General features: G+C 59.7%; 16 protein-coding genes and 2 pseudogenes. 14 read left to right on the forward strand and 4 right to left on the reverse strand.

Annotation, left to right across the window (positions count from 1 at the left end):
• Positions 1-577: 577 nt before the first annotated feature.
• The 3 genes and pseudogenes from IE00_RS19585 to IE00_RS18720 all read right to left on the reverse strand — a co-directional run.
• Positions 578-1,339: pseudogene (locus IE00_RS19585) on the reverse strand (IS5 family transposase); the annotation flags it as partial.
• A gap of 204 nt (positions 1,340-1,543) precedes the next feature.
• Positions 1,544-1,759 (reverse strand): hypothetical protein, encoded by a 216-nt coding sequence (locus IE00_RS18715; RefSeq protein WP_170864216.1) that lies wholly within the window; start codon positions 1,757-1,759, stop codon positions 1,544-1,546.
• Between the two features lie 183 nt (positions 1,760-1,942).
• Positions 1,943-2,714 (reverse strand): annotated as a pseudogene (locus IE00_RS18720) (DDE-type integrase/transposase/recombinase); the annotation flags it as partial.
• A 49-nt stretch (positions 2,715-2,763) separates the two neighbouring features.
• Between IE00_RS18720 and IE00_RS20980 the strand changes: the two are divergent.
• Complete coding sequence (locus tag IE00_RS20980) at positions 2,764-2,988, forward strand: multidrug efflux SMR transporter (RefSeq protein ID WP_371328461.1); 225 nt, start codon at positions 2,764-2,766, stop codon at positions 2,986-2,988.
• 227 nt (positions 2,989-3,215) lie between these two features.
• On the opposite strand, the gene IE00_RS18730 is transcribed toward IE00_RS20980, so the two are convergent.
• The gene (locus tag IE00_RS18730; RefSeq protein WP_139291545.1) at positions 3,216-3,638 is read right to left on the reverse strand and encodes a hypothetical protein; all 423 of its coding nucleotides are present in this window, start codon (positions 3,636-3,638) and stop codon (positions 3,216-3,218) included.
• Positions 3,639-3,715: 77 nt separating this feature from the next.
• Here IE00_RS18730 and IE00_RS18735 point away from each other — a divergent pair, with 77 nt between their 5' ends.
• The 13 genes from IE00_RS18735 to IE00_RS18790 all read left to right on the forward strand — a co-directional run.
• Positions 3,716-3,904 carry a ribbon-helix-helix protein, CopG family gene (locus IE00_RS18735; protein WP_072298700.1) on the forward strand — a complete coding sequence of 63 codons (189 nt, stop codon included), beginning with the start codon at positions 3,716-3,718 and terminating at the stop codon, positions 3,902-3,904.
• Positions 3,901-5,430, forward strand: coding sequence for a CHAD domain-containing protein (locus IE00_RS18740; protein WP_139291546.1), 1,530 nt, complete (start codon positions 3,901-3,903; stop codon positions 5,428-5,430). The genes IE00_RS18735 and IE00_RS18740 overlap by 4 nt, the downstream gene beginning before the upstream one ends.
• Position 5,431: 1 nt before the next feature.
• Positions 5,432-6,193 (forward strand): ParA family protein, encoded by a 762-nt coding sequence (locus IE00_RS18745; protein WP_072298691.1) that lies wholly within the window; start codon positions 5,432-5,434, stop codon positions 6,191-6,193.
• A 4-nt stretch (positions 6,194-6,197) separates the two neighbouring features.
• A complete protein-coding gene (locus IE00_RS18750; protein ID WP_072298692.1) occupies positions 6,198-6,695 on the forward strand; it encodes a CYTH domain-containing protein in 498 nt (165 codons plus the stop codon).
• On the forward strand, positions 6,688-7,086 hold the full coding sequence (locus IE00_RS18755; RefSeq protein WP_072298693.1) for an NUDIX hydrolase: 399 nt from the start codon (positions 6,688-6,690) through the stop codon (positions 7,084-7,086). The genes IE00_RS18750 and IE00_RS18755 overlap by 8 nt, the downstream gene beginning before the upstream one ends.
• Positions 7,087-7,181: 95 nt before the next feature.
• Entirely contained in the window at positions 7,182-7,679 is a 498-nt protein-coding gene (locus tag IE00_RS18760) for a CYTH domain-containing protein (RefSeq protein ID WP_072298694.1), read from the forward strand.
• 2 nt (positions 7,680-7,681) lie between these two features.
• Positions 7,682-7,951 carry a hypothetical protein gene (locus IE00_RS20455; protein WP_205949715.1) on the forward strand — a complete coding sequence of 90 codons (270 nt, stop codon included), beginning with the start codon at positions 7,682-7,684 and terminating at the stop codon, positions 7,949-7,951.
• 260 nt (positions 7,952-8,211) lie between these two features.
• A complete protein-coding gene (locus IE00_RS18765) occupies positions 8,212-9,276 on the forward strand; it encodes an AraC family transcriptional regulator (RefSeq protein WP_072298695.1) in 1,065 nt (354 codons plus the stop codon).
• A gap of 91 nt (positions 9,277-9,367) precedes the next feature.
• Entirely contained in the window at positions 9,368-10,318 is a 951-nt protein-coding gene (locus IE00_RS18770; RefSeq protein ID WP_083554524.1) for a hypothetical protein, read from the forward strand.
• 49 nt (positions 10,319-10,367) lie between these two features.
• On the forward strand, positions 10,368-12,143 hold the full coding sequence (locus tag IE00_RS18775) for a sulfatase-like hydrolase/transferase (RefSeq protein WP_072298696.1): 1,776 nt from the start codon (positions 10,368-10,370) through the stop codon (positions 12,141-12,143).
• Positions 12,144-12,209: 66 nt separating this feature from the next.
• Entirely contained in the window at positions 12,210-13,043 is an 834-nt protein-coding gene (locus IE00_RS18780; protein ID WP_072298697.1) for a type 1 glutamine amidotransferase domain-containing protein, read from the forward strand.
• Positions 13,036-13,269, forward strand: a complete 234-nt coding sequence (locus IE00_RS18785) for a hypothetical protein (RefSeq protein ID WP_072298698.1) — start codon at positions 13,036-13,038, stop codon at positions 13,267-13,269. The genes IE00_RS18780 and IE00_RS18785 overlap by 8 nt, the downstream gene beginning before the upstream one ends.
• A gap of 201 nt (positions 13,270-13,470) precedes the next feature.
• Positions 13,471-14,288, forward strand: an 818-nt coding sequence (locus IE00_RS18790) for an SUMF1/EgtB/PvdO family nonheme iron enzyme (RefSeq protein ID WP_205949716.1), incomplete at its 3' end; no start/stop codon positions are given.

The raw sequence follows: 14,288 nt of genomic DNA on the forward strand, positions 1-14,288 counted from the left end.
CCGGCCGAAGCGGAGGCAAACTTCTACGCCGCCCTGGAAGCTGAAGACATGGCCGCGCAACCAATCCCGATCAGCCTCCGGAAAACCCGGCCCGGTTCACAACGACACTCACCAACCCACCAAAGTCACATCAACAAGTCCCTCGTCCTGAAGGGGTAGGCCCGCAGGCACCACATTGTCGGCTGGCGCATTCCCAGATGCGGACCTGCCTTTAAAGAAGGTTGTCACGCCCGAGTCGGTTCGTGTTTCGGGTTCAAGCTGTTGGTAATAGGAATGCTATCGCTGTGCGCCGATGGGAAAGGCGAGGGCAGGTTTTTTGTTCTTCTGCCGCTTGTATCCCTGCCTTGCGGGACGCAGGTTCAACAGAGGAATGAATTTACAGGCGTGAAATTTTGCTAGACTCAGCAAGAAGTTGCGGCTGATCCCACCTGCTTATGACACACCTTTCATCGCGCCGGTCCAGGACGAATGCGGCAGGTTCGGAGGCCATCTGAGAGGCAGCACCCTTCCAGTCGGCCAGACTGGCTTGCGCGCTTGGTACGTGCAGCGCCTGTTCTGCTCGCGTTTCAGTGGGCTGAAGGCGTATCGACGTGATGTCGATGAAACCGAGGAAGCTCTCCGCAGTCTTTTCGTAACGGGTGGCGACACGGCGGGCGTTCTTCAGCTTGTTGAAGCACCGTTCGACCAGGTTTCGCAGCCGGTAGAGTGATCGGCCCACGCCAATGCGCTTTTTGCGGGACTTGCGCCTCGGAATGACCGGCATGACACGCGTTTATCCATGGATTTACGAATGCTGTCAGCGTCATAGCCTCGGTCGGCCAGCAGGACACTCGGTGTCGGCAGATTGTTGGTCATGACCAGATCGAAACCGAGACAGTCGGAAGTTTGCCCCGCGGTGATCTCCGTCCTCATGGGCAGCCCTGCTGCATCGACGAGGAGGTGGATCTTGGTCGTGAAGCCACCACGCGAACGGCCAAAACCCCATCGCGGGGTCCCTCTTTGGCGCCCGCTGCCTGATGATGGGCGCGAACCACGGTGCTGTCGATCATTTGCAGTGCATGCCGGACAGCGCCGCTTTCGTTCAGGGCGTCCATGATCTGCTCCCAGAGCCCCGCCCGCGTCCAACGCCCGAACTGGCGGTAGACGCTTGACCACTTGCCGAACTCATCCGGCAGATCGCGCCAAGGAGAACCCGTGCGCCCGATCCAGAAAATCCCATCGAGAACAACGCGGTGGTTGATCGGTTTGCGCCCGTTCGGGCGCGGACTATCGGGGTGAACCGTTCAAAGAACTTCCATTCCTCGTCCGACATCAGGTCTCGTGCCACGCGGGTCTCCATCAAAGATACCAGCTTGAATCGCGCTTGCGGCGCTGTGTGAATCCCATTTGTCAACTGGCCCTAGTATTCAAGGTGCAGCGTAAAAGCGATGCGTCCTTTGGTCCGAAAGCTACTCTCGCGGTTCGCGCCGTCTTGCCACTGGGAACATATCTTCGCCATACCGGTGCAACTTGATGTGGTGGCTCCGGCAAAGCCATCTGATGTTCAACGGTTCGTCATATCGATCATGGTGCGCGTCAACAGTTTCCGCGCCACAGACCTCGCAAGGCTCTTTGCTGATCTCTCCCGAGACCAGTGCTCTGTGTACCAGAAGGTGCGCTCGATATTTAAGAGGATTAGCTCTTCGCCAATCGGCCTGCCGAGTGTTGCTTTTAAGTAGGACAATATGAGTGCCGTATGCCGGATCGTCGTCTGGATCATGCATTGTCAGGTTTCTCCTGCCGTTTACGCGAGTTGCGTCGAGGACCGCTTGTCAGAGCGTATTGCATTCTCTTCGGACATTTGACGATTTAGAGCCAACGGGGTCATTCTGAAAGCATATGTTTTTGCGAAGACAGGTTTCAACTGGCGAAGTCGCTAGATTGTGAGCTGTTAGCTCTCATGCCAGAGGGCGATCTTGCGGCGGGCGTCATAAAAGGTGTCGAAGATATCTTCGGTCAGCAGTTCGTCGCGCAGGCTGCCGTTGAAGCTTTTGATGAAGCCATTCTCGCTACGGCCAGTCGGGGTCGATGTCATGCCAAGCAGTGTCGTTCTGATCGGCCCATTTCAGGATGGCACGGCTGGTGAACTCCATCCCATTGTCGCTAACGAAGCAAGCCGGCTTGCCATAAATCCTGACCAGCGCATCCAGTTGGCGGACCACCCTAGCTGCCGAGATGCTGGCTTCGGCGACCAGACGCAGGTTCTCGCGGCAGCAATCGTCGATCACCGCCAGGATCCGGACCTTGCGCGACGCCCCGAATGTCTCCGCCACGAAGTCCAGCGACCAGCGCTGGTTCGGCACCACGGCCAAGGGTATCGGCGTGCGTGTGCCACGCGCGTGTTTGTGCCCCCTTCGCCGCCTGACCGAGATCCCTCCGTCGCGGTGGGGCCGATACAGCTTCTTCGGGTTCATCAGCATGCCCCTGCGCTCCAGCAGCCCGATGCGCCGTTTGCCGAACCGCCGGCGCAGCGCTGCGATTTCCTGCATCGCTGCACGGATCTCCAAATTGTCGGGCGGCCGCGCGCGCCGCACCGTCTTCGGATCGACACCGACCATAACGCAGGCCCGGCGTTGCGAGATGTCATGGTCTCGCACCGCCCTCAGCACCGCATCCCGCCGCGCGCTGAGAACGACATTGTCGAACATGGCATCTACTAGAAGCCACTTCAGTTTCACCACCGCGATGCGTTATGCCGACGGCTTTTGAAACCTGTCCTGGACAATTGCCTTCGCAGCCTGCATCGCGCTCAGCTCCTCTTGCCTGAACACGGCCACCAAAACGATTCCGGTGGGTACGTCCTATGAAGTCTGGGCCGGGTTCGGCGCGGTCGGAACGGCAGCCGTCGGACTTATGTTATACGGAGAGGCGGCGAACCCCGCACGGATCCTGCTGATCCTCGGTATCGTCGCCTGCATCGTGGGTCTGAAACCTGTTTCCGGGCATTGAGGCCGGATTTCAGTCTTGCTGGCGCAGTGCTGTGTCACCAGCGGTCGGAAAGACACTTGGGCCCAAGGGGCGGCATTCGGGCCTTCACCCTGATCCCGTCCTGACAATCGATGTGAGTCATGTGGGCATGATGAAACCGCTTGTCCATGCGAACCCCCGAGCCATTGGCTATGACGCCCAGCCCAATGGCGCCCAGCCCAATGGCGCAAGCCACAATTGCCGCGACGTCACTGGGCCTTCTGCATGCGCGGAGGGGACAGGAAGTTGCGTCGCAATATGATCATACATCGGTCGACTGTGCCCTTTTGGCCTGGGCATGAATCAAATCTGGCAGTGCTCTCGACCAGCACCATTTCCGCCCGCCCATCAAGCACGATCGTCGCCCGATGCAGTTCATTCAACTGTGCACAGCTCAGGTTCGCGTTGAGCCGGAACTCGAAGTAATTCTCGGATGCCTCGGCGCGTCCGCAGAGTGGCAAAAGACCATCGAATGTCAGTATAGCATTTTGCAAGATGCGCTCCTTCTTAGAAGACTGATGACAGTGTCTGTGCCACCCAAGTTCTTTTGCAGAGCTGGCTTTGCCGATTATCGCCCAGTTAGGTGACAGTTTCAGGTCACAGATGTCGGGAAGATGGGCAAAATCACGCAATGGCCAAGTTTTTCAGATGCCCTTGCGGTCGTGCAAGAATTTGTGACATCATGACGTCATATCGATAGGTGTTGTCCGTGCCGAAAAACAAGGTTGAAAGTCCTCGTTCCGAGGATGCGAAGAAGGCGAATACGTCTCTGCGACTTCATCGCAAGACACTCAAAGCATTGAAAACGCGCGCGATCGAAGAGGATACGAGCGTGCAGAAGATCATCGAGGATCTGGTGAACAGGTATCTGAAAAAGACAGGGTCCAAGGAGTCGTGAAGCAGCCTCAACGCAGCGTCTTGATCTTGTCCGGCGAACTGCCCGATGAGGATCTTGGAACCGGGATCGAACCACTGCACCTCGAGGTGCACAGCGTTGGCGACCACACGTCCTTCGAGGTGCTGGACACGCATGTCGGCTCGGTTCGGCGGGCAGACCAGCTGCTGTTGCGGTCGGGCAAGCAGTTGACCATGCTTTTGGGTGCCGGCCAAGTGATGTCGCAGGACGCATCTCCCAAGCACAGGTTTGTCAATGAACTCGCCGACGGCCCGGTCAAATCCGCGTTGCAGCATGCACCTCGTCTGCGCAGCCTGCTGAGCGCCGGCTCTGGCACCATCAGCCATCGCGACCTGTCGGTTACGGATGACGACGACAAAACGCTGGCCCGCGCCCGACTGACCACGCTTTTCCCGGAAGGGGACGGCCAAGCGATCACGATCACGGATCTGCAACCCCTGCGGGGTTATGGCAAGGCGATGGATCAGCTGCGGGCCCATCTTGAAGCGGCGGCAGACAGTGCGCCGAACCGCTCGGCGGACCTTGCCGCGATGTTGTTTCCGGACCAGGTCCGATATGATGCCAAGCCCGATGTCGCCATCGCCATGGATGATACCGCCGGGCACACTGCCAACAGGATCATCGCCGCCTATTTGCAGGTGGCGCGTCAGAATGAAGCCGGCATCATCGCCGATCATGATACCGAATTCCTGCACGACTATCGCGTGGCTCTGCGCAAGGTCCGCTCGGTCCTGAGCCTTTTCAAGGGCGCATATTCGGAGGAACGCACCGCCGAGTTCAAACGCATCGCATCCGAGCTGATGGCCCCGACGGGGCGGCTGCGGGACCTGGATGTTTATCTTCTGGCGCAAGACGATTACTTTGCGATGCTGCCGGAAACCCTGCACGAGGGCCTTGGGCTGATGTTTGGGATGTTCCGCAAGGAACGCCGCAAGACCCATCGCAGGTTGTCGGCACGCCTTGTCAGCGGCGAATATGACAGCACGATGCGGGCTTTCATGGCTGCCTTCGCAGATTCAGATGGGGCGGGCAGGGGCCCTGAAGCAGGGACCGGTATTGACGATTTCGGCAGTCGTCTGATCTGGAAGCGGTACCGCAAGGTCTGCCGCCTGGCCCGGACGATCACGGCAGACACCCCGGACGAGCAGGTCCACGAGCTGCGCATCCTGTGCAAGAAACTGCGATACCTGATGGAATTCTTCGCGCCGCTTTATCCGGCGGCAGCGGTGAAGCCGATCCTGAAACCCCTGAAGCGGCTGCAGGATAATCTGGGCCTTTTCAACGATTATTCGGTGCAGCAGACCTTCCTGCAAGATTTCCTGGACCGACACGAACCGCTTGGTCACAAGCGGGACCTTGCGCTGGCACAAAGCATCGGTGCCCTGATCGCGGTGCTGCACGAGCGCCAGAAAGAGGAGCGCGCACGGATCATGACCAGCTTCTTGAAATTCGACGGCGCCGAGATCCGCTCGCGGTTTGGCGCATTGTTCCACGACAAGGAAACCTGAGATGAAGATCGTCGCGTGCTACTCGAACAAGGGGGGCGTCGGAAAGACGGCGGCCTCGGTCAATCTGGCCTATGCCTTTGCCGAAGCCGGCAACCGTGTCCTGCTGTGCGATCTGGACCCTCAGGGCGCGGCCAGCTTCTATTTCCGGGTCAAGCCGTCGCAGAAGCTGCAGAACGAGGCCTTCTTCGAAGAGAGCAAGCAGGTGGCCAAGGCCATCCGTGGCAGCGACTATGAAAACCTGGACATCCTTCCGGCAAACATGACCTTTCGCGACTTCGACGTCTTCCTGTCGCGGATGAAGAACAGCCGATCGCGACTGAAGAAGGCGATGAAGGCTGTGGGCGCCGACTATGATGTCATCGTTCTTGACTGCCCGCCAAACATCTCGACCCTGTCCGAGAACGTGTTGCAGGCGGCGGACCTGATCGTGGTGCCGGTCATACCGACCACCCTGTCCGAAAGGACGTTCGAACAGCTTCTGGAGTTCGTCGAGGGACAGGACGCCATCAAGGTGTCCAAGAAGAAGATCGCGGCGTTCTTTTCGATGGTGCAGCGTCAGAAGGTGCTGCATGGCGAGACCATGACCCGCATGCGTGAAACCTATCCCAAGCAAATGCTTGACGCCGTTCTGCCCTTCGCGACGGATGTCGAACGGATGGGGGTCAACCGGGCGCCGCTGCTGGCCTTCGCACCGGATCGCCCCTCTGCGAAGGCCTACAGGGATGTGTTCAAGGAATTGCAGAAGCGCATGGAAAAGGATTGAGGTCATGACGAAGGCGATCGAGATCGAACGTAAATTCCTGGTGGCGACGATGCCAGACCTGTCGACCGCCAGCCGGTCATCGCTGCGCCAAGGCTATTTGACGGTGCCCGAGGACACGGTCGAGGTCCGACTGCGCCAGACGGATGCGCGCTTTGTGCTGTGCGTGAAGACAGGCAGCGGGATCGTGCGCGGAGAGCGCGAGATCGAGATCGCAAGGGACCAGTTCGATACGCTTTGGCCGCAGACCGAAGGACGTCGGATCGAGAAGACGCGCTGGACAGGGCGGCTCGGGGAGGGGGGACTCAGCTTCGAACTGGACGTCTTCGCCGGCGATCTGGAACCGCTGGTCGTCGTCGAGGTCGAATTTGCCTCGGCAGAGGAGGCGGAGGCGTTCAGCCCGCCCGACTGGTTCGGTCGCGATGTCAGCTTGGACAAGCGTTTCGGCAACAAGAGCCTTGCGATTTCCGGGGCGTCATTCGTACAGGCACTGCCCGATGCCTGAAAAGCGATATGGGGCGATCTGCCAGTTGCCAGGCGAGGGAAAGAAACGGATTGTCCTGGTCAGTCGGCCGGATGGCAAGGAATGGATCCACCCCAAGGGACGTCGCATTCCGGGCATGTCGGGTCGGGCTTCGGCCCGCCGCGAAGCCTATGAGGAGGCGGGTCTGAGAGGCCGGATTCAGCCGGATCGCAAGACGGTCGTCATTTGTCGCCAAGGCGGAAAGAAGGTCCTCCTGACGCTGTACGACCTGCACGTGACCAAGATGCTGAAGCGCTGGCCCGAGAAGCGGAAACGCGACAGGATCGTGATCTCCTCGGCCAAGGCCGCGGAGATGCTGAAATGCCCGGGCATGCGTAAGGGGCTGCGAAAGCTGACGGGAAAGAAGGCATAAAAGCCGGAAAACCTGTCTTTTCTTCTTGAATCCGTATTGCATTTTTCGACATTTACCGACGGCGGTCACGTCGTCGCAGACTTGAGAGGCGCCACTTGGCTATAGAAATCGAACGAAAATTCCTTGTCTTGGGGGATGATTGGCGCGATCAGACTTCTGTGTCTCATCTGATCAAGGACTATCTGATCGCGCGGTTCGATACCGGCAAGGCGCGCATCCGCGACTGTGACGGCAAGGCGACCTTGACAATCAAAGGCAACCGCACCGGGGTCTCGCGCAGCGAGTTCCATTTCGAGCTGTCGCCCGATCAGGCCAGAGACATGATCGCCGAATTGCCCAGCTCTCCCGGCCTCGAGAAGCGGCGGCATGAAATTCTGTTCGCGGGTCTTCTCTGGGAGGTGGACGAGTATTTTGGTCCTCTTGCCGGGTTGGTCACCTGCGACGTCGAATTGCCCCATGAACTTCACGATTTTCCGCGTCCCGTTTGGGCCGGGCCAGAGATTACTCATGACAGCCGATACAGCTCCGCCCAGCTGGCTCGGGCAATGCAGACAGAGGGCTTCGTGCTGGCAGAATTTCTGACCGGCAACTGATTGTGCGTAACCTGCCCCTCTTCTTTGCGGCAAAGCTCACGAGTACGTCTTGGCAACTGCGTTTCTCGGGCGGCTTGATTGGCCCACGTCCGGCGAAGGTCACAGAGCGCGTTCGCGATGAGCTTGCATGCGATGGCCGTGGTGACAACCTCGTATGGTTTTCCGGCGGCTCGCAGGCGGTCAGTGAGGCGTTGAGCAGCGGCACCCGGATCGCATGGCCGTTCAAGAACAGCAGACCGTTATTGCAACTCGCCATGCGCCGATCATCCTGACACTGTCGAACTGCTCAAACGTCGGCCTTGGGCACGATGCGGCAACGTCATTCGCAAGAGACGACCTAAGTCCGCGCGCTTGAGCCCGAGCTGTCGTTGGCTGCCGTTCATAGCGCCTTTGCGCCGCTCGTCGTATCTGCCGTTAACTGCACGTGTGATATGCCGCAGGCACAAGCGGGGCGGGGTACGCGCGTGATCGACTCATCGCCGATACCCGGTAATATGTTACTATCTCTGTGGTTTATCAGGAACGACCACCGATGTTACGCAAGAGTTTCACACCGGACGATCCCGCCCTCCCGATGAATTACCCGGGATTTGTTTTTCGGACACTCCGTGAACAGGGCTTTCCGGAAACCGAGCTGCTTGCAGAAACGGGACTGTCGGAGAGCCAGTTGAGCGATCCGCATTTCCGGTGCGGCTTTCAACCGCTTCGGCGCCTTTTTCTGAATGCCATGGAACGAACTGGCGAACGGCATCTTGGCATCACCCTCGGCCAACGGTTTCAACCCACCTACATCGGCTTGCCTGCATATACAGCCATGAATGCGATCCGTTTCGAGGACGGGCTGGACATTCTGACACGGTTCTTTCCCCTGAACTTTCCCGCTTTCGACGTCAGCCTGATCGACGGTGAAGCGGATCTGCCAGCAGGGGAAGCAGCCCTTCGTCTGCGATCCAAATTTCCTTTTGGAGACATCGAGTATTTCGGCTTCGGCAGTGCCCTCGTCGCCATGAACGGCCTTCTGAACGCAATGTTAAGGACCGACCAAGTCGCGACCCGCGCCGAGATGGCGATCAAGACACCTGACGGCTGGAATGCGCTGGAAGCGAAGATCGGCTTCCCCATCCGCTTCTCCGCCGCCGAAAACCAGATTATCTTCCGAAGATCCCTGTTGGACCGACCGCTTCCGGGTGCTGATCCGATCAATCACGCACGGCTTCTGAAGCTTTGCGAGCAATTTGCCGAGGAAACGATGTTCGAGACGTCACCGGTCTCCGAGCTTGTTCGTGTTCTTGAAGGGGCGGCGTCCCTCACAGTTTCCCTCTCGGAGGTTGCGAAGGATCTGGGTTACTCTGAGCGCGGTCTTCGTCGGCAACTGGATCGGTCGGGGACGTCATATTGCATGCTTCTGGATCAAGTCCGCGAGCGGCGCGCGAGAACGCTTCTGTCCGGCAGCACACAACCCATCAAGGCCATTGCGGGGACGCTCGGGTTCGAGACGTCTTCGAACTTCGCACGCAGTTTCAGGCGTTGGACGGGGATCAGTCCGAAAGCCTTCCGCCACCAGACGCAGGTCCCAAAGCATCCTGGCCGAAAATGAATATCCTCTGGCCGCAGGTGATCCTGGCCTGCGATCGAAAGGCGCATCCTTCGCTGTATATGCTGTTCATCCAGAACACGCGGAGGGACGTATGCCACACTTATCCCAAGCCGATAAAGAGACCGAAGGCCGCGCCGATATTGCTGTCTGTCGGCTTGCGTTCGCAGTTTTGTCATACGCGATCACCTTTGCCGCGCCGACCTGGGCGGACGTCGACGGCCTTGAACTGACCGATAAGACCCGCGACGCGGAATTGTCTCACGAAATCGGCCACCCGACGGCCACGCTTTTGTCCGCCTTCTTCGGGCTCGACAACAACCTGCCACTTTTGTCCCGTCTGATCTGCCGCGGCGCGCCCGGCATGGACGGGATGCCGGTGATCTTCTCGACCGAGATCGACCACAGCACCCTGCAAGTGAGCGATTTCCAAGTCACCACATCATCTGGCGCAACGGGTGAGCCGCATTGCGTCACGCTCCTGCCTGCGACCGATGCCGGCGAGTTGCGCACGGTGCTGCTTGTGGGTGAATTCGGGACGGCTGCAACCGATCCACCGGTGTCAGTCGAGATCGTCAGTCACCTACACTCGATCGACGGGTTGCTGGATTTCCGCGGGGCGCAGGTTGCTGTCACCCCCTTGGCGGAGGGCCCGAGCCTCATTCTGGCCGACATCGTCGACCCGACCACCCCAGACCTTGGCCTTGGCCAGCGTCGCACAGATGGCGACGACTGCCCTTTGGTGGGTATCCGGCAAGCGGTACGCGTGGTCTGGGCGGGCGGGGTCACTCTGGCCAATGGTGACGAGCCCGGCGATGCGGCTCGTGAACTTTACCGTGTGGTCGTGCGCGCCGTGGATGGCACCGAGCGCGAGATCACCCCCGCCGCATTGGCAGACCTGGGCGATGGCGACAACAACCATGTTCTGTGCCTCGACGCCGCTGATACGGCCGTCTCCGTCTCGTTCCCTGCGGGCGTCCTGATCGATCCGAATGACGACTTGAACCCTGCGACATCGGTCGCCGTCCGTCCGACGCAGCCATGAAGCGCCGCGGTAGGAACTTTTTTCACATTGAACAAGAAGGGCCCGTAGCATGATTGTATCCATTCGCACCGTGCTGGGTGCACTGACTCTCACGGCAAGTGCCGCCCTGCCTGTGGCCGCGCAGGACACGCGCCCCAACATCCTCATCGTTCTATTCGACGATGTCGGCTTCACCGGACTCGGGGCTTATGGTGCCGACGCAAAGACGCCGCATGTCGACGCATTGGCGCAGTCTGGCGCGCTCTTTTCGCGCTACTACACCTCGCCATTCTGCGGGCCAAGCCGGGCCATGCTGATGACGGGCCTTGACAATCACCAGACAGGCATCGGCACGCTGGTCGAATCCGTGACGCCCGAACAGCTCGAACTGCCCGCCTATTCCATGCTCTGGGACGAGAACCAGACGACGGTCGCTTCGCTTCTGTCAGAGGCCGGGTACCAGACCTATGTGACCGGGAAATGGGGTATCGGTGCCAAGGGCAAGAACTTGCCCGACCGCTTTGGCTTTGAACGATCCTATGTGATGGATTCGACCGGTGGCAGCAATTATGACCATACGCATTATCTGCCGGGTTACCCGGAGGTGCCTTGGTACGAGGATGGCAAGCCGGTCCGCCTGCCCGAAGGTTTCTACTCCTCGCGGAACCTTGTCGACCAGATGATCCGATACATCGACGAAGGTGACGCCGATCAGCCATTTTTCGGCTTTCTGGCCCTTCAGGCCGTGCACATCCCCGTTCAGGCCCCGGCCGAATTCATAGACAAATATGATGGTGTCTTTGACAAGGGCTGGGACGTCATGCGCGAGGAACGCTGGCAGCGCGCAATCAAGCTGGGCCTTGTGCCCCCGACCACGACACTGGCCCCGGTGCATGAAGACCACCGTGCCTGGGATGACCTGTCGGTGCAGGAAAAGGCAGAAGCGGCGCGTGCCATGCAGGTGAATGCAGGCATGAAGGAGGCCGCCGATTTCCACATCGGGCGCCTTCTTGACCATCTTGAAGATTCGGGAAAGCTTGAGAACACGATCGTCGTCGTGACCTCCGACAACGGCGCTGAATCGGGGGTCGTCGGCTTGGAAAACCCCGTGGTCAACACGCTTCTTAGCGGCATCCATCGCATTGAAGGCTTGGACACATCCTACGAAAACATGGGTCTGCCCGGCAGCCTGACCGCCATCGGTCCGGAATGGGCCTCGGTCGAGGCGTCTCCGTTCAATCTCTACAAGTTCTACTCCAGCGAGGGCGGCCTGCGGGTACCCTTGGTCATGGCGGGTCCGGGCGTGAACGTCACGGGCGTTCAGGACGCGCCAGTCCATGTGACTGACCTGATGCCGACACTTCTGGACGCAGCGGGGGTCGCCTATGACGCTGATGCGCTTTACGGCCAAAGCATCCTGCCCTTTCTTTCGGGCGCAAGCACCAAGACCCGTGGCCCGGACAAGAGTTTTGGCTTCGAGGTCAGTGGCAATGCGGCGCTCTACCGTGGCAACTGGAAACTCGTACGCACCGCGCTGCCGCGTGGAGACTTCACATGGCGGCTGTTCGATCTTTCGGTCGATCCGGGTGAAACCACCGATCTTTCGTCCCAAAACCCGGAACTGTTCACCGAAATGCGCGCCGAATACGAGGCCTATGCCGACGAAACGGGTGTGCTTGAACTTGGACCCGAGGATTATGCCGAGGCGCAGGTGTTCTCGAACCTCTTGGAGAAGGTAATCCCCAAATACTGGCCATACCTTGCCGGTCTTGTCCTCGCGCTGCTGGGTGGTCTCTACGGCCTCTTGCGTCTTGTCCGGATGTTTGTCCGTCGCCCGGCAAATTGATCCGACTTTCAATCGGCGCCCCCGGTTCGGCGCTTGCGCTCATTCACCCGCATTCGGAGACCTGTCATGAACTGGATCGTCATTACCCTTCTGGTTTTGGCTCTTCTGACCCTTCTCATCTCCCTTTACCTGCCTGCATTCCTGCGATTTCTGGGCATTCACCGCCACTACACCATCCCCGATTTCGACTTGAAGGGGCGGCGTGCGCTGATGATCTGCACCAATCACAGTCGCCTCGACCCTCTGAAACGCGACACGGGCGCATTCGGCTCGGAATTCACGGTGCCCTATTATGCGTTCGTCAACGCCGGCATGGAGGTCGAGATGGCCTCGCCAAAAGGTGGCATCATTCCGATCCAGCCAGGGTCTTGGTCCTGGCCGCTCGCCTGTGAGGACGACCGGCGATTCATGAAAGACGAGAAGGCGATGCATGACCTGAAGCACTCCAAGGCCATCGCTGATCTGTATCCCAACGACTACGACGTGATCTTCATGGCCGGTGGCTGGGGCGCGGCGTATGATCTGATGCAAAGTGAAGATCTGGGCGATTTCATCACGCGCGCCAATGCGGCCGGAAAGATCCTCGGCTCGGTCTGCCACGGCGCTCTGGGGCTTTGTGGCGCCAAGGGGATCGACGGCGAGCCGCTCGTCAAGGGCCGCCGCGTGACTGGTGTCACCAACGGTCAGATCAACACTTTCGGCATCGCAGTCACGCCCAAGCACCCGGAAGAGGAACTGCGCAAACTGGGCGCGATCTACGAATGTCAGCATGCGTTCCGTGACCCCTTTGCGACGCACACCACGATCGACGGCAACCTGATCACCGGCCAGAATCAGAACAGCGGATATGAAACGGCGCACCGCATCCTCGAGAAGATGGCAACACGGGGCAATGGCTGAGGCTGATCAGGGTCAACAGAGGGTCATGGCCATGCCGGACCATGGGCACCACGCCCAGTTGGCATGGATTCCGGTTCACCGGGCCTCCTGCTGGTTGATCCACGGCACGATCCTCACCCTGAGCCGCTGGTTGGCCATGGACAAAGTTCGCGTCGGGCCTTTTGAGGCCGCTCTTATCGGGAACTGCCGAGCCGGATCGGCCGCGATGAAATATGCCATTCACTGAAAGCCGCTGAACCCGCCCAAAACCAATGAGGGGCGACAACACCGCACCCTCCGCCTTTCCCTATTTCGGAGCAAACTGATGACAAACAGACCGAAGCGCGTGTTTGTCGCTGCTACACTGGCCGCTATGGCCGTGGCCGTGGGCGCCCTCGCGTTGGATGGGCGCGTCATGCCAGCATCCTCGCAGGGACGCGTCTGCGACTTGAATGAAACCACGCTTGGCGGCTTTGTCGAAATCCCCGGCGGCAGTTTCGTGATGGGGGTCGATCCGGTCTTCCCGGAGGAAGGGCCACCTCGGAAGGTCCTTGTCTCACCTTTTCGCCTGCAGGCGCACGAGGTCACCAACAGCCAGTTCGCCGCCTTCGCGACAGAGACCGGCTATATCACCGAGGCAGAGCGGGGTGGGGGTTCCGCCCGGTTCAGCAACAGCGAAACCCCCGAGGTTTTCCTGTCTTGGTGGTCACTGGACGCGGAGGCGACATGGCGGACGCCGGATGGCGCAAAGTCCGACCTTGCGGGCCGCGACCTGCATCCGGTGGTGCATATCACGCAAAACGACGCGCGTGCCTATGCTGACTGGGCGGGCGGGCGCCTGCCCACCGAGGTGGAGTGGGAATATGCTGCCAGCCTCGGGCTTTTCGATCCGATGGATCCGGAATCCGGCGTCCGCGCACCCGACGGCAAGCTCCGCGCCAATATATGGACCGGCCTCTTCCCGGTGCTCAATTCGCGGCGCGACGGGTTTGCCGGGACTGCGCCCGTCGGCTGCTTCGAGCCAGGATTGACCGGCGCCTATGACATGATCGGCAATGTCTGGGAATGGACCGATAGCCCCTTCGCCCCCGATGTGCCGCGCTTCACCATCAAGGGGGGCTCCTATTTATGCGGCGAAGACTATTGCCAGCGATACCGCACCGCGGCCTGGCCTGCCCCTATCGGGTGGTCCGGTTTCAATCTTAGTGCATTACGTGTCTTGTCGCTACAGCTGGGGTGGCCGGCGAAGCGGCTCCGGATGGCGAA

It is taken from the genome of Paracoccus sp. SM22M-07, assembly GCF_001887735.1.
In the GTDB taxonomy this organism is placed as follows: Bacteria; Pseudomonadota; Alphaproteobacteria; order Rhodobacterales; family Rhodobacteraceae; genus Paracoccus.

Excerpts from the sequence above, each read along its gene's own strand:
- IE00_RS18715 (WP_170864216.1), bottom strand. The coding sequence starts at position 1,759 with ATGATCCAGACGACGATCCGGCATACGGCACTCATATTGTCCTACTTA.
- IE00_RS18745 (WP_072298691.1), top strand. The coding sequence starts at position 5,432 with ATGAAGATCGTCGCGTGCTACTCGAACAAGGGGGGCGTCGGAAAGACG.
- IE00_RS18750 (WP_072298692.1), top strand. The coding sequence starts at position 6,198 with ATGACGAAGGCGATCGAGATCGAACGTAAATTCCTGGTGGCGACGATG.
- IE00_RS18755 (WP_072298693.1), top strand. The coding sequence starts at position 6,688 with ATGCCTGAAAAGCGATATGGGGCGATCTGCCAGTTGCCAGGCGAGGGA.
- IE00_RS18765 (WP_072298695.1), top strand. The coding sequence starts at position 8,212 with ATGTTACGCAAGAGTTTCACACCGGACGATCCCGCCCTCCCGATGAAT.
- IE00_RS18770 (WP_083554524.1), top strand. The coding sequence starts at position 9,368 with ATGCCACACTTATCCCAAGCCGATAAAGAGACCGAAGGCCGCGCCGAT.
- IE00_RS18775 (WP_072298696.1), top strand. The coding sequence starts at position 10,368 with ATGATTGTATCCATTCGCACCGTGCTGGGTGCACTGACTCTCACGGCA.
- IE00_RS18780 (WP_072298697.1), top strand. The coding sequence starts at position 12,210 with ATGAACTGGATCGTCATTACCCTTCTGGTTTTGGCTCTTCTGACCCTT.
- IE00_RS18785 (WP_072298698.1), top strand. The coding sequence starts at position 13,036 with ATGGCTGAGGCTGATCAGGGTCAACAGAGGGTCATGGCCATGCCGGAC.